This is a genomic window from Exiguobacterium sp. s132, assembly GCF_018617235.1.
GTDB lineage: Bacteria > Bacillota > Bacilli > Exiguobacteriales > Exiguobacteriaceae > Exiguobacterium > Exiguobacterium profundum.
Window position 1 is genome coordinate 1,779,382 of sequence record NZ_JACSJU010000001.1, and the last position, 13,272, is coordinate 1,792,653.

13 protein-coding genes are annotated in these 13,272 nt (G+C 49.3%); 5 read left to right on the top strand and 8 right to left on the bottom strand.

Features of this window, described 5'->3' with window-relative positions; all coding sequences use genetic code 11:
* The first annotated feature begins 122 nt into the window (after window positions 1-122).
* The 4 genes from KNO78_RS09000 (at window position 123) to KNO78_RS09015 (ending at window position 4,320) form a co-directional block, all read left to right on the top strand.
* Window positions 123-1,601: a multicopper oxidase family protein gene (locus KNO78_RS09000; protein ID WP_251125265.1), complete on the top strand. Its 1,479-nt coding sequence runs from the start codon at window positions 123-125 to the stop codon at window positions 1,599-1,601.
* A 155-nt stretch (window positions 1,602-1,756) separates the two neighbouring features.
* Window positions 1,757-2,902 carry a sensor histidine kinase gene (locus tag KNO78_RS09005; protein WP_214690444.1) on the top strand — a complete coding sequence of 382 codons (1,146 nt, stop codon included), beginning with the start codon at window positions 1,757-1,759 and terminating at the stop codon, window positions 2,900-2,902.
* A gap of 97 nt (window positions 2,903-2,999) precedes the next feature.
* Entirely contained in the window at window positions 3,000-3,143 is a 144-nt protein-coding gene (locus tag KNO78_RS09010) for a hypothetical protein (protein ID WP_026825140.1), read from the top strand.
* 91 nt (window positions 3,144-3,234) lie between these two features.
* Window positions 3,235-4,320 (top strand): GGDEF domain-containing protein, encoded by a 1,086-nt coding sequence (locus tag KNO78_RS09015; RefSeq protein WP_159562951.1) that lies wholly within the window; start codon window positions 3,235-3,237, stop codon window positions 4,318-4,320.
* Between the two features lie 39 nt (window positions 4,321-4,359).
* On the opposite strand, the gene KNO78_RS09020 is transcribed toward KNO78_RS09015, so the two are convergent.
* The 7 genes from KNO78_RS09020 to KNO78_RS09050 all read right to left on the bottom strand — a co-directional run bounded on the left by KNO78_RS09020 (window position 4,360) and on the right by KNO78_RS09050 (window position 11,425).
* On the bottom strand, window positions 4,360-5,034 hold the full coding sequence (locus KNO78_RS09020) for a glycerophosphodiester phosphodiesterase (protein WP_074035776.1): 675 nt from the start codon (window positions 5,032-5,034) through the stop codon (window positions 4,360-4,362).
* A 1-nt stretch (window position 5,035) separates the two neighbouring features.
* Window positions 5,036-6,343 carry an ABC transporter substrate-binding protein gene (locus tag KNO78_RS09025; RefSeq protein WP_196431251.1) on the bottom strand — a complete coding sequence of 436 codons (1,308 nt, stop codon included), beginning with the start codon at window positions 6,341-6,343 and terminating at the stop codon, window positions 5,036-5,038.
* Window positions 6,344-6,359: 16 nt separating this feature from the next.
* A complete protein-coding gene (locus KNO78_RS09030; protein WP_047794841.1) occupies window positions 6,360-7,169 on the bottom strand; it encodes a carbohydrate ABC transporter permease in 810 nt (269 codons plus the stop codon).
* On the bottom strand, window positions 7,166-8,071 hold the full coding sequence (locus tag KNO78_RS09035; protein WP_214690443.1) for a carbohydrate ABC transporter permease: 906 nt from the start codon (window positions 8,069-8,071) through the stop codon (window positions 7,166-7,168). The genes KNO78_RS09030 and KNO78_RS09035 overlap by 4 nt, the downstream gene beginning before the upstream one ends.
* A complete protein-coding gene (locus KNO78_RS09040; RefSeq protein ID WP_159562953.1) occupies window positions 8,068-9,159 on the bottom strand; it encodes an ABC transporter ATP-binding protein in 1,092 nt (363 codons plus the stop codon). The genes KNO78_RS09035 and KNO78_RS09040 overlap by 4 nt, the downstream gene beginning before the upstream one ends.
* A complete protein-coding gene (locus tag KNO78_RS09045; protein ID WP_084543122.1) occupies window positions 9,156-9,743 on the bottom strand; it encodes a glycerol-3-phosphate responsive antiterminator in 588 nt (195 codons plus the stop codon). Before KNO78_RS09045 ends, KNO78_RS09040 begins: the two co-directional genes overlap by 4 nt.
* A gap of 200 nt (window positions 9,744-9,943) precedes the next feature.
* On the bottom strand, window positions 9,944-11,425 hold the full coding sequence (locus tag KNO78_RS09050; RefSeq protein ID WP_214690442.1) for a cryptochrome/photolyase family protein: 1,482 nt from the start codon (window positions 11,423-11,425) through the stop codon (window positions 9,944-9,946).
* Between the two features lie 64 nt (window positions 11,426-11,489).
* Between KNO78_RS09050 and KNO78_RS09055 the strand changes: the two genes are divergently transcribed.
* The gene (locus KNO78_RS09055) at window positions 11,490-12,119 is read left to right on the top strand and encodes a class I SAM-dependent methyltransferase (RefSeq protein ID WP_214690441.1); all 630 of its coding nucleotides are present in this window, start codon (window positions 11,490-11,492) and stop codon (window positions 12,117-12,119) included.
* Between the two features lie 108 nt (window positions 12,120-12,227).
* Here the strand turns inward: KNO78_RS09055 and KNO78_RS09060 are convergent, their stop codons facing one another.
* Window positions 12,228-13,166, bottom strand: coding sequence for a sensor domain-containing diguanylate cyclase (locus KNO78_RS09060; RefSeq protein WP_214690440.1), 939 nt, complete (start codon window positions 13,164-13,166; stop codon window positions 12,228-12,230).
* Window positions 13,167-13,272 lie beyond the last annotated feature (106 nt).

The following is a 13,272-nucleotide window of genomic DNA, read 5'->3' on the forward strand; positions in this document are numbered from 1 at the left end:
TCCTTTACACGAATTGTATACCCCCATATGGTATATAATTAAACAGATTTGGACTTTCATGTTTCTTTCACAATTAGGTGGTACAACAAAGTGAGGACTGAACAATGAAGGAGTGTTATAGAATGAAATCGAAAGGAATGTGGTTTCTGTTGACGGGGATTTTAATTGGGGGCATCTTCGTTTTACTAGTCGTCCTCTTCAACGGGACATGGAACCATAACAACAATATGGACCAAAATCATATGATGGGAAACGATTCGGCAACGGGTCAGATGGGACACGGAGCGAGGCAAGAGCTCCAAGCATCGGATGAACCGACACAGCCGCTTCCGATTCCGACCGCCTTACAGCCAGATCGTGTCACGGAAGACACGGTCTACTATACGGTGGAAGCAACTAAAGGCACGTCACAATTTTTCAAAGACGGCAAGAAATCGGAAACATTCGGTTATAATGGAGACTTACTCGGACCAATGATCGAGTTACCGAAAGGAAAAACAGTCGTAATCGATACCATCAATCGATTGGATGAACCGACAACGTTCCACTGGCACGGACTCGTCATTCCTGCCGACATGGACGGGGGACCTCATCAGACCGTCGCACCAGGTGAACGGGCACAAGTTCGACTCGACATCGACCAAGAACCTAGTACGCTGTGGTTTCACCCCCATCCGATGGGTTCGACAGCTGAACAAGTTTATAAAGGGCTTGCCGGTCTTCTTTATGTGACTAACGATACACCGAATGGTCTCCCGAATGAATATGGAGTCGACGACATCCCGCTCATTGTACAAGATCGACGCTTCACTCCTAACGGTGGGTTAGATTATGATGCCCATATGAACGTTGACGGAACGACCGGGGATACAATTCTTGCGAATGGAGCCATCAACACGACGTTCGACGTTCAAACCGAGACGTTACGTGTGCGACTAGTCAACGGTTCGAATGCGCGCGATTTTGATTTTACGTTATCTAACGAGGCCGAGATGACGCAGATTGCGACAGACGGAGGACCGTTAGAGCGCCCGATTCCCTTAAGAACCATCACGTTGACACCAGGTGAACGGGCCGAAGTGCTGATAGATTTTTCACAAGTTGAAGATGTCGCCGCCTTAAAAGCGGACGGAGTGACATTCACTACGTTTCGTGTCGGTGAACTCGACAAGGCGTCCATTAAGATTCCGGTGACCGAGACGATGGAGCGCTCGACAGATAAGACGGCAGATCGACGGCTCACCCTTTTTGGAATGGGTAACATGGTTTCAATCAACGGAAAGACCTATGATCCGGAGCGTATCGACATCGAAGCGAAACGCGGAGACACCAAGGTATGGGAAATTGAAAATAAACCAGATATGATGGGTGGGATGACACATCCCTTCCACATCCACGGCGTCCAGTTCCGAGTCATTAGTCGAGACGGCAACCCACCATCCGATCAGGAAAAAGGGTGGAAAGATACGGTAGCCGTCGCTCCAGATGAACGAGTAAAGATTGAAATCACCTTCACGAAAACCGGCACATTTATGTATCATTGCCACATCCTCGAGCATGAAGAAAATGGGATGATGGGACAAGTAAAAGTGACCGAATGACCGACACCTCTCTGTTCTATCAGCGGAGAGGTGTTTTGTATCCGTCCCGATTTCGATACGTTTCTGCTAGGACTATTGCCTGTATAGGGATTCCTTCTCGAATGTCGTATACTTATTGTGAATGCATGTACAAATGTTCGCGAGGAGGTAGGTCCATGCGCCGATTCCATAGGATTAGGCAGAAACACTCCGCTCGTCAAAAACAGCAACGCCACACGTTCTCCATCGCTTCCATCGTGGAAGAAGTACAGGATGCGATGTGTTATATCGATTTCTCAAGATGTCGTCTGTATTCGAATGATTCTCTTCGGCAATGGTACCCTTCGATGACAACACAATCTTTTGACACATTGGAAACATTGACTCGTTATTTATATGCCACGTTGGAACAGCATGGGGCGGATTCCGCACAAGTCATGCACCTCATCCAGGAATTGCTCGAATGTGCGACTGAAACGGATCCAAGGATGACCTCACGTCGTCTGCGTTCTAATGACAAGACGCTACATTTGATTTTCAACTTCACGCGCACACCACGTGGCGTTTTCATCATGTGGCGCGACCAAACAGAAGCTGTCCGCTTTGAAGAACGTAAAGACAGTTTCCTTGCCGAACTGTCTCATGATTTCCGCACGCCATTGACTGCCATCCATGGCTATACGGAGCTACTCATGACACGCCATCAAGGTTCGGAAAAGTCGTATCAGATGCTAACACAAGTCAAACAAGAATCGGAACGGCTGGAGCGGCTCGTCGATAATTTCCTCGATTATCAAAAAGAGCGCTACACGGCTGACCAACTGACCGTGACGACGTTCGCACTCCGTCCTCTTTTAGAGGATGTCATGTCGAGCTATCAGACGACCTCCCCGCTTCATACAGTGACATTTGAAACGAATGATGTCTCGATTCAAGCAGATGAAGAAAAGTTACGGCAATTGCTCCATAACCTCATTGGTAACGCCATCAAGTACTCTCCTGACGGCGGTACGGTCCATACGAGAGTATTTGAATGTGCTGGCACAATCATCTTATCTGTATCCGATACCGGCATCGGGATTCCGGAAGAAGCACTTCCATACGTATTTGATGAATATTACCGTGTCGAATCCGCTGCCCACCAATCGATCAAAGGAACCGGTCTCGGTCTACGAATCTGTAAACGAATCGCTGAAGCCCATGGTTGGGGAATTCATGCGTACTCGGTATACGGAGAAGGCACCACCTTTACGATCGAGCTCCACACCAGACAGAGTTGTTCATTGCAATCATCACCTAAACATTCGGTTTCGTTCGACTGATTTAATCGGTCGAACGTTTTTTTAATTTGTTTCGATTCAAGAATGAAGCGCCTTCGTTTTGGGAATAAAGAAGTGTCGAAGAGAGGAGGAAATGAAGATGAAACAACGTGGCTACTTATCGATTCCCGTCGCGGTCGTATTCGCCGTCGTTTTCGGGCTCACCCTCGATAATTGGTGGCTCGGCATTGGAATTGGCATCGCTATGTTTTTTGCGTTTCGAGGAACAAAGAAGAAAGCGTGAAAAGATAATGAACATTTACACACCTTCAGATTGACAATTATTTGAAGACTGCTACCGTTAATGTATAGTCTATGAAAAAGGTCGTGAAGGAATGACGCTCACCGTCTTGTTGCTCAATGCTTGTGTCGCATTCACCGGATTTTATATCATCTCGAAGATTTATCATTCTTCGCTTTTTAATTCGTACCGTCTTCGTAGTTCTGTGATTGGAATACTCGCCGGTGCACTCGGTCTGTTTTTGATGTATAACGCCGTAGAAGCTAACGATATGGTCCGTGTGGATTTACGTCACTTACCGCTCGTGTTGCTTGCTTTTTATGGTGCTCGTTTTCCTTTATTCATTGCGACACTTGTCATCGCCAGTACACGATTCTTGTTCGGAATGACCGAGCAGGCCGTGATTGCGTTTATCGCGACGTTCATCGTCAGCATCGGGATGCTCTGGATTCATCGGCTGCTTCGGGAGCGACTCTTCTTACAGAGTATCTTTTTGAACGTATGGGCGCTCTTCATTATTTCGATTGCCGTCTATATCAATATGGGTTGGAGCACAGCCTATGTATCCCTTGTCTTGTCCATTTGGATGATTGGCATGCTCGTCGGTCTACTCTCGAGCATCCTCACCATCGACCTTGAACAAACGACCCGCCGTGCCATCGAGTACAAACAGTCGTCTGAACGAGACCATTTGACCGGTCTATACAATCGACGTGTGTGGGATCGATATACGGCTTCCATCGGGCAAGAGAATCGGACGTACAATGTACTCGCGCTCGATATCGATCATTTTAAACATGTGAACGATACATATGGTCACGGAAACGGTGATCTCGTCTTACAACAGTTCGCCAACATCTTAAAAGTCGAGACGCGTGCCCATGACACTGTCGCACGAATCGGTGGCGAAGAATTCGTCATCTTGATGTACGACTTGACGCCAGAGAAGGTAGACAAAGTGGCCAACCGGATACGAGAACGGATTGCTGCTGAACTATTCCACTTGAACGATTTTCCACCGATTCAAATCACGACGTCCGTTGGGGTCGCACACGGGACCTCGCTTCCCATCAAGCGGATGGTAGATCTCGCTGATTCGGCGCTTTATCAAGCGAAAAACGAAGGGCGTAATCAAGTTGTCATCTCAACCTATGACACACCAGAACCAATCATGACATGAATGAACCCCGCTCCTTCTCAGGAGCGGGGTTTAGTCTACTCATTTTGTAAACCGTTCAACCTCATCTGTCATGATGGCCGAAACCGTTATCGGGGGAAGGTCCTTCACGTCATTGATCGTGTAGAGCCGTGTCTCGAGCGTCGTCTGTTGTATCTGATCCCATGCTTTCGAACCGATAAATGCAGGCTGGGCGTGAATCGCCTCGGCCCGAATCGTTTCAGCGAACGAGACGGTGTCCGACTCACCCGTGAGTGTCAACACCGCAAGCCGGGCGACTGGTGCCACATCTCGCATTCGGACGAGCGTTTCACGATTGAATGAGGAGAACACGACACGGTCACCGAGTTCAAACTCGTTGACAGCAAACCAAGCGAGACGTTCGATCCCTGGATACGCATATTGATCCGTCTTCAATTCGATGTTCAGGGTGACGTTGCTTCGTTCAATCAGTCCGAGCACCTCTTCTAACGTTGGGATGCGTTCATAGCCGTCAATCTTCAACTGGCGCAACTCCTGAAGCGTCATGTCTTTCACCCATCCCGTTCCATTTGTCGTCCGGTCGACGGTTTCGTCATGAATGACGACGAGACGCCCGTCCTTCGATAGCTGTACGTCCAGCTCGATCCCGTCCACATAGGGAAGAGCTGCCTCGAACGCGGACAATGTATTTTCCGGGTAATTGGCGCTATAGCCGCGATGTGCGTAAATCAACATGTCACTGCCCCAAGGTGGAAGTCGTCTCATCGGCCGCACGCTTCAATGCTTCTTCGACCGACACCCCTTGATACAAACTTTCCATCGCGTTGACGACACTTTGACGTGATTGCGGGAACGTCGAGATGAGCGCTCCTTGTGTCGCCGGTGATGGTTTCGTCTCACTGAGTTGGTCGACCGTCACTTTCAGTTGTGGATATTTCGCCCACATTTCTTTTACGATCGGTTCATTGTATGCTTCCGGATTGATGGCGAAGTAGCCTGTGTCAACATGCCACTGTGCTTGCGCTTCCGTTGAAGCGACATACTTCATGAACTCCCATGCGCCTTCTTTCGTCTCTTCGGCAATGCCATCACCCATCCAGAGCGATGCCCCGCCGATGACGACGCCTTGACGCTCCGCTTCATTCGGTACCGGTAAGTACGATGCGCCGATTTCAAAGTCCGCGTTGTCTGCTACCGTACGGATTCCTGCTGACGAATCAAGGTACATGGCAACTTTTCCAGATTGGAATGCCGCGCGCATGTCGTCCCAGTTTTGACCGACGTTTAGGAATGTCTTCTCATCGTACATCTCTTTGATGAGATTGAACGCGTTCTGTCCTTCTTCGCCATCAAACACGGCTTTCGTCGGGTCTCCGCTTCGTCCATTGTCATTGTCGACATACAGTCCACCTTGTGCGGCCAAGAGCTGTTCAAAGAACCAACCGTAGTTGAGCATCGTGAAGCCGGTCTGACCGTCCGTTGTCAACTTCTTCGCCGCCTCTTTCAACTCGTCATATGTGCGTGGTGCTTTCTCTGGATCGAGCCCTGCTTTTTCAAACGCCTCTTTGTTATAGATGAGGACCGGTGTCGAGGAGTTGAACGGCATCGAGTATTGCTTCCCATCGACCTGATAATAACTCAAGATGTTCTTTTCCCATACGCTCGTGTCAAAATCCTCTTTGTCGATGAACTCTTGAACTGGTGTGATTTTGTTCGAATCAATCATGTATTTCGTCCCGACCTCGAACGTCTGCATGATGGCTGGAGCGTCTTCCGAACCGGCGACCGCATTGAATTTCGTCAACGCTTCCTCATATGTTCCTTGGAAGACCGGTTTGACTTCATAGTCGTCTTGCGAAGCGTTGAACGCGTCGACTTGACTGTTTAAAGCCGTCTCCAAGTCCCCACTCATCGCATGCCAAAAGACGACCTCTGTCTTTCCGTCTTCTGTCGTCGCCGCGACTGGTGCCGCTTCTTCACTACCACATGCCCCGAGTAATAACACCGAACTTGCCAACCCTGCGAATAATCCTAATTTTTTCATTTGTCATATCCCCCTATTATTTGATAGCGCCTTGCGTCAATCCTTCTTGCAAGTGCTTTTGTCCTGCGAACAACAATACAAGTGTCGGAATGATAATCAAGATGACGGCCGCCATGACGACGCCCCAATCCGAGGCGACTTCGTTCGACTGCATCTGTTTGATGCCGATTTGGACCGTCCGCGCCTGTTCCGTGTTCGTGACGAGAAGCGGCCATAAGTACATATTCCAAGTCGTCAAAAAGCTATACACCGACAATGTGACGAGCGGTGTCTTCGAGACCGGCAAGACGACGTTCCAAAAGAATCGGAAGCGACTGATCCCGGCAATTTGGGATGCCTCGTACATTTCATACGGAATCGTTTTGAACTGTTGCCGAAGTAAAAACGTCCCGAATGCGAGTGCGAAGAACGGCACAGACAGTCCCCAAACACTATTCAGCCAACCGAGCGACTGGATTGTCAAAAAGTTCGGGACCATCGTCGCTTCCCATGGCACCATCATCGTCGCCAGGAAAAGCATAAAGATGAGCCCTTTTCCTTTAAAGTCGATGAAGACGAACGCGAATGCTGCAAGACTCGATAATACGACCTGTCCAACCATCACGAGGAGCGCGACAATCAAACTGTTGAGCAGGTACGTCATCATCGGGATGCGTTCGAACGCGGCCACATAGTTTTCCAATGAAGGTTCACGTGGAAGGAGATGTCCCTGGAGCACTTCCTTCCCGTCCATCAGACTGATCGAAAACGCATAGGCGATTGGAAACAGCATGACGACGGCACTCAAGATGAGTAAGACATAGACGCCTATATTCCGTAATCTCATTGGTAATGCACCTTCCTTTCGACCAGTTTGAACTGTAGCCACGTCAACAGAAGGACGGCGATGAATAAGAGCACGGCCTGGGCACTGGCACTGCCGACGTTATAATTGATAAACGCATCTTTGTAGATGGCATAGACGATGACATTCGTCGCATTCGTCGGTCCACCTTTCGTCAATAAATCAATCTGTCCAAACGTCTGGAAGGCGTTGATGAGTGAGATGATCCCGACGAAGAAAAGTGTCGGTGACAACATCGGGATGGTGATGGCCCGAAGTTGCGTCCAATAACTCGTCCCGGCAATGTCCGCACTCTCATACAACGTCCGATCGATGTTCTGCAGACCGCCGAGTAGAATCAAGAACGTGAAGCCGATATTCATCCAAACGGTCGCAAGTGACACGGAAAGGAGCGCATATTGTGGATCGAGGAGCCACTGTACACCACTTGCCCCCACAGCCTCGAGGAACCGGTTGAAGATACCAATCGACGGATTGTACATAAACATCCAGATGACCGATGACGCCGCGACGCTCATCCCCATCGTCGCCGAGAACGCCGTCCGAAAAATACCGATCCCTTTCAGTTTCTCATTGGCGAGGAGTGCGAGACCGAGCGCAATCAAAATCGTGAGCGGGACCGTCAAAAGGACGAATCCGACTGTCGCCTGAATGCTTTGCCAAAATGCCGCACTCGTGAACAAATTGCTATAGTGCCCGACTCCGACAAAGTCGAGTGGTGTCCCCTGTGTGTCGGTCCGGAAAAAGCTTAAATAAATCGTTCGCAACAGTGGATAGACGAGGAAGACACCAAACAAGATGATAGACGGAGACAAGTACAACAATCCGCTCGCTGCGTCAGATAGCCGCGTCCGGACTTTCTCTCTCGGTAAGGCGACCGTCATTGGAACACCTCCAACGCCTCAAACAGTTTCGGTTGTCGTGGCTCAATGCGCTGTCCGTTCGTATCAAATAGCGACATCTGTTTCGGATCCACATAACACGCCACTTTTTCGCCGACCGTGAGCGGCCATTGCCCCGGCCATTTTGCCAACCATTCATTCCCCCCGATGTCAAAAGCGAGAATTGTCTCGGTCCCGAGCACTTCAATATTCTTCAGTTCTGCGTAAAACGTCACATCTTCATCCGCCGGCTTGATTTGCTCAGGACGGACACCGAGTGTCGCCTGTGACATCTCCGTCAATGTGTTCGGATCAAACATTCGCCCGTCTGATGCCATCCAGCCTTTTTCTTGTCGTGTCACGTCGACTAGATTCATCGGAGGTGATCCGATGAAAGAAGCGACGAATGTATTCGCTGGTTTATTGTATAGGTCGAGCGGCTTCCCGACTTGTTGCACTTCCCCCTCATTGAGGAGCATGATGCGGTCTGCCATCGTCATCGCCTCGACTTGGTCGTGGGTGACATAAATCATCGTCAATCCGAGTTTGCGCTGTAACTGACGGATCTCTGAACGCATCTTTGCCCGTAGTTTCGCATCCAAGTTCGAAAGCGGCTCATCCATCAGGCAAATGGGTGCCTCGGTCACGATGGCACGTGCCAAGGCGACACGCTGTCGCTGACCACCGGAGAGTTCGCGCGGTTTCCGTTTTAAGTAATCGGTGAGCCCGAGTGTCTCCGCCGCCTGTAGGCAACGCTCCCGCTGTTCAAGCTTCGTCAGTCCTTTCGTATGTAGACCGAACGTGATATTTTTCTCAACCGTCATATGTGGGTAAAGGGCATAGTTTTGGAACACCATCGACAAGTGACGCTCACTCGGCTTCATCCCGTTTGCTGCCACTCCGTCGATGCGAAGCGTTCCGCTTGTGATGGATTCGAGCCCGGCTATCATCCGAAGCATCGTACTCTTCCCGCAGCCGGACGGACCGACGAGTGCGAAGAACTCTCCTGCTTCAATCGTCACGTCAATCCCTCGAATGACTTCCGTCTCCCCGAATGATTTCGCCAGTTGTTGTAGTTGTATCGATTTCATGCTAATTCCTCCTTCTGACTTTGTACGTGCCAAAGTCGTTCATCCCCGGTCGATACGGCGAATGCCCCATGATCGAGGGCGCGATGCACGTCAATCGGTTGACGAATCATGCCACCTGTCACAATCGGAAAAGAGACGTCCCGGGAAATCTTCTCGACGACGCTCGGAATCAGACCAGGCATGAGTTCAATCGCATCCGGTTGTTGCGCCTCGGCGAGCTTGAGCCCGCTCGTGACCGCGTCCGAGTCGACGAGAAAGAGTCGTTGTACCGTCAAGAGCCCCGCTCGCTTCGCATGCTGGAGCACGGATGCTTTCGTCGTGACAATCCCATCGGCGCCGACACGTTTGGCGAGGTAATCGATCCCGTCCCGGTCGAGGCTGATGCCATTGATTCGCTCAGCGTGGAGGAAGACCGTTCGATTCTCTCGCTTCAAGTGCGCCACATAGCGGTCGAGTGTACTGAGCGTTCCCATCATGAGAAACGTCGTCGTCACATCTGTCCGTAAAAACGCCTCGATTTGTTTTGGACTTTTGATGGAGGCAATCATCCGTTCTTGTCCGATTCGTGCAATCGCTTCATTCACTTGAATCATCCTCTCTTCAAAAAAGGACCAACAGAAACGACACGTCATCGACGTACGGGCTTCTGTTGGTCTCTCAAAGGTTCTACCGGTAACTATTCACTTGGAGTGAGGGGGTCTCACAGCTCCTATCGTAACGAACGATTGTAAAGACACGATAAAGAAATCGCAAAGTTTCATGAAGAGAACGTAAAAAAACCGATTCACGGGGAATCGGTCAACGTCTGTTCGGCTTTCGCTAAGATATCGGATTTCACATCATCATCCCGTCCTTGCCAATTGCGGACCATCATCTTCATCCGCTGGTTTTTCGAGAATCGTTCCTCGTGACGATCGATGAACCGCCAATAGAGGGCGTTGAACGGACAGGCGTCGTCTTCTGTCGTATGTTTCGGGTTGTATGCGCAATCCCGACAGTAGTCACTCATCCGGTCGATATATTTTCCGGAAGCGACATACGGTTTTGTGGCGAGCTTTCCACCGTCCGCATGAAGGGCCATCCCAAGAACGTTCGGTAAGACGACCCAGTCATAGGCATCGATGTACATCTCGTTGAACCAGTCGCTCGTCTGTTGCGGTGAAATCTCGAACAATGTCGCATAGTTTCCGAGCACCATCAGTCGCTGGATATGATGATTGTGGGCATGCGCGACGACCGGTTTCAAACTTTGATGCAGACAGTTCAAATCCGTCTTCGCATCCCAGAAGAAGGACGGTAAGTCGCGTTCATGCTTGAACGTGTTCACGTCTTCATAACCGGGCATGACAGCGAGATAGACGGCGCGCATATATTCCCGCCAACCGAGGATTTGCCGGACGAATCCTTCAATCGACGATAGCGGTGCATCCGCCTGACATGCCGCATCAACGACTTCTCGCGGTGTCAGTAGACCGATATTGATGGCAGCTGACAACAGGCTGTGCGACATCTCGGGTTCATCCGTCATCATCGCATCTTGATACGGGCCGAACGTCTCAAGACGCTCTTCTACGAACCGTTTTAGCGCACGTCTCGCCTCATGATGTGTGACCGGCCAATGGAACGGGGTCACCTCTCCTGGATGCTCCGAGAACGTTGACTCGACTTTTTCGATGACGTCTTTCGTGATCGAATCTGGACGGAAATGGATGGCAGATGGAATCGATAGTCCTTCTTTCGGTGGTTTTCGGTTATCCGTATCAAATGACCATTTTCCACCGCGAGGCTTCCCGTCTTCGAGTAATACGTCGAATCGCTTACGCATGTAACGATAAAAACGATCCATCCGCCACGGTTCATTTCCGAGCGTCTCGGTCGCTTCCTTTTTTGATAAGTAGAAGAGCGGGACATCCGTATGTTCGACAAGGTGATGTTTCTTACCGAACTGTTTCAGTTTTTTCGCCATCGGTTCGTCCGTGACGGCGGTGATATGAATTTCGTCCGGATTGTACTGTTTCACATGGTTGTCCCACGCCTCTTGGAACGAATCCGCTTCGTGGTAATCTACGGTATATCCTTTATCACGCAATTCTTCCGCAAAGTGGCGCATCGCAGAGAAGATCAGGACGAGCTTTTGTTTATGGTACGGACGCCACGATGCGCGTGATGTCGCCTCAATCATGACGATGACGTCATCTTCTTTCATATCCTTCAACATCGCAAGTTCGTGCGAGAGTTGGTTGCCGAGTATCCAAAATGAACGCATGTTGTTGACTCCTTTGTCTCATCGATGTGCTACAATCGAGCTACTTTCGAAGTGAGGTGATGATGTGTTACCACAAGTGCTACTGAAATGGATTGACAGTCAATACGAGAATCCAAGGGGTCCCGTCGGAAAGTATATCGGGGAAAAGATGGTACGCCAACACCGGGTCGAAGTCGAATGGACGATTGAACAGTTAGACATTCAACCTGGTACAACCGTTCTAGAGCTCGGGTGCGGGGCCGGCGATGCGATGGCGACCATCCTTCAACGACATCCTGACGTACATGTCATGGGTCTCGACCGTTCGAAGACGATTCTCGATTCAGCACGACAGCGTAATCATGCTTCGATGCAAACAAAACGGGCGAAGTTGATTCAAGGAGATTTGCATCAATTTAAGATGATGGACGCATTCGTCAATCACGTGTTCAGCGTTCACACACTATATTTCTGGAGAGATGTCACGACCGTTCTGTCTGAAATCGAACGTGTCTTGAAACCGAATGGCACATTTGTCATCACCTACTGTGACGGGAAAGGTGATGTCGAATGGAACGACATCTCCGATATGATTCGGAATCAATTTATCCCCGCAGCGGTGAGTCTCGGATTCAAGGACGTATCGGTACAACGTGGACCGGACTCCCGTGATTATCATACGGTCGCCGTTATGGGATGCAAACCGAACTCTTAATCACTACCCGTTTTTCATTCGATCCTTTCACGCCAATCGGTTCGTTGGTGCTGAATGCGAAAACAGAAGGCTAAACCAATCGTAATCCATCGGTTTAGCCTTCTGACGTTATTTATAAAACTTGTACGTGTTTTTCCCGCTCGATTTAGATTGATACAGTGCAATGTCTGCCTCTTTCAACAATCGACCGAGGTCCGCCTGTTCGTCGGAATCATATTGAGCGATGCCGATGCTCGCTGATAACGGGAGATGGTCGTCCCATTCTTTCAATACAGACAAGATTTGTTCAGCATACCCAATGACAGTCTCTTTTGATAACGCATGTGCGATTTTTATAAGAAATTCATCCCCACCTAAACGATACACTCTCGAATCAGGTATCGGCTCCATCAAACGTCTCAGACGAAGCGCCACTTCTTTTAGGACAAGGTCCCCTTCATCATGACCGAATGTGTCATTCACCCATTTGAACCCATCTAAATCAATTAAAAACAGTGCCCCACCTTGATTCGGATTCGTCTCAAAATAGTTATTCAAGTAATGTCGGTTATAAAGATTCGTCAATTCATCCCGTGAGGCACGACGTTCGAGTTCTAAATAGTAACTGAACATACGAACCACGCGCTTCAACAAGCGGACACTTTTTGAATCGTACTGGGCGCTTTTATGATTGGCGACACAGAGCGTACCGAAAATATCCCCGTTCTTCGTCAGAATCGGGATTCCCAAATACGACTTGATGTTCACTTCGCGCAGTAATGACTGAAGTCGCGTCGATTCAATCTGCGACTCAATGTCTTCATACATCAAAATTTCTCGTTGATTGAAATCGATTCGATTACATACCGTATCCTTCAAATCAAAGGACATGCCTTCTTCAAGTAGGATAGGAGAATCTTGTGAGGACAGTTTGAGTATATGTTGGGTGTCATTCTCAATTGACGTGAGATAGACTAGTTTATCTGGTACTATTTCTTTTGCTAACTCAATCAAGTCAATCGCTAGCTCATCGAAATTCCGATACATTTGAAACTCATATGAGTGCATATGGCACCTCCACGCTAAAAATCATCCACACTCATTATATCGAACAGTTTGGTCTTTCCCTGTACCGATATATAAAAAATACCTCACGACGTCCATCGCGTCGTGA

What these genes read in the sequence shown, in the direction of transcription:
- KNO78_RS09000 (WP_251125265.1), top strand. Translation starts at nt 123, where the DNA reads ATGAAATCGAAAGGAATGTGGTTTCTGTTGACGGGGATTTTAATTGGG.
- KNO78_RS09005 (WP_214690444.1), top strand. Translation starts at nt 1,757, where the DNA reads ATGCGCCGATTCCATAGGATTAGGCAGAAACACTCCGCTCGTCAAAAA.
- KNO78_RS09010 (WP_026825140.1), top strand. Translation starts at nt 3,000, where the DNA reads ATGAAACAACGTGGCTACTTATCGATTCCCGTCGCGGTCGTATTCGCC.
- KNO78_RS09015 (WP_159562951.1), top strand. Translation starts at nt 3,235, where the DNA reads ATGACGCTCACCGTCTTGTTGCTCAATGCTTGTGTCGCATTCACCGGA.
- KNO78_RS09020 (WP_074035776.1), bottom strand. Translation starts at nt 5,034, where the DNA reads ATGTTGATTTACGCACATCGCGGCTATAGCGCCAATTACCCGGAAAAT.
- KNO78_RS09025 (WP_196431251.1), bottom strand. Translation starts at nt 6,343, where the DNA reads ATGAAAAAATTAGGATTATTCGCAGGGTTGGCAAGTTCGGTGTTATTA.
- KNO78_RS09030 (WP_047794841.1), bottom strand. Translation starts at nt 7,169, where the DNA reads ATGAGATTACGGAATATAGGCGTCTATGTCTTACTCATCTTGAGTGCC.
- KNO78_RS09035 (WP_214690443.1), bottom strand. Translation starts at nt 8,071, where the DNA reads ATGACGGTCGCCTTACCGAGAGAGAAAGTCCGGACGCGGCTATCTGAC.
- KNO78_RS09040 (WP_159562953.1), bottom strand. Translation starts at nt 9,159, where the DNA reads ATGAAATCGATACAACTACAACAACTGGCGAAATCATTCGGGGAGACG.
- KNO78_RS09050 (WP_214690442.1), bottom strand. Translation starts at nt 11,425, where the DNA reads ATGCGTTCATTTTGGATACTCGGCAACCAACTCTCGCACGAACTTGCG.
- KNO78_RS09060 (WP_214690440.1), bottom strand. Translation starts at nt 13,166, where the DNA reads ATGCACTCATATGAGTTTCAAATGTATCGGAATTTCGATGAGCTAGCG.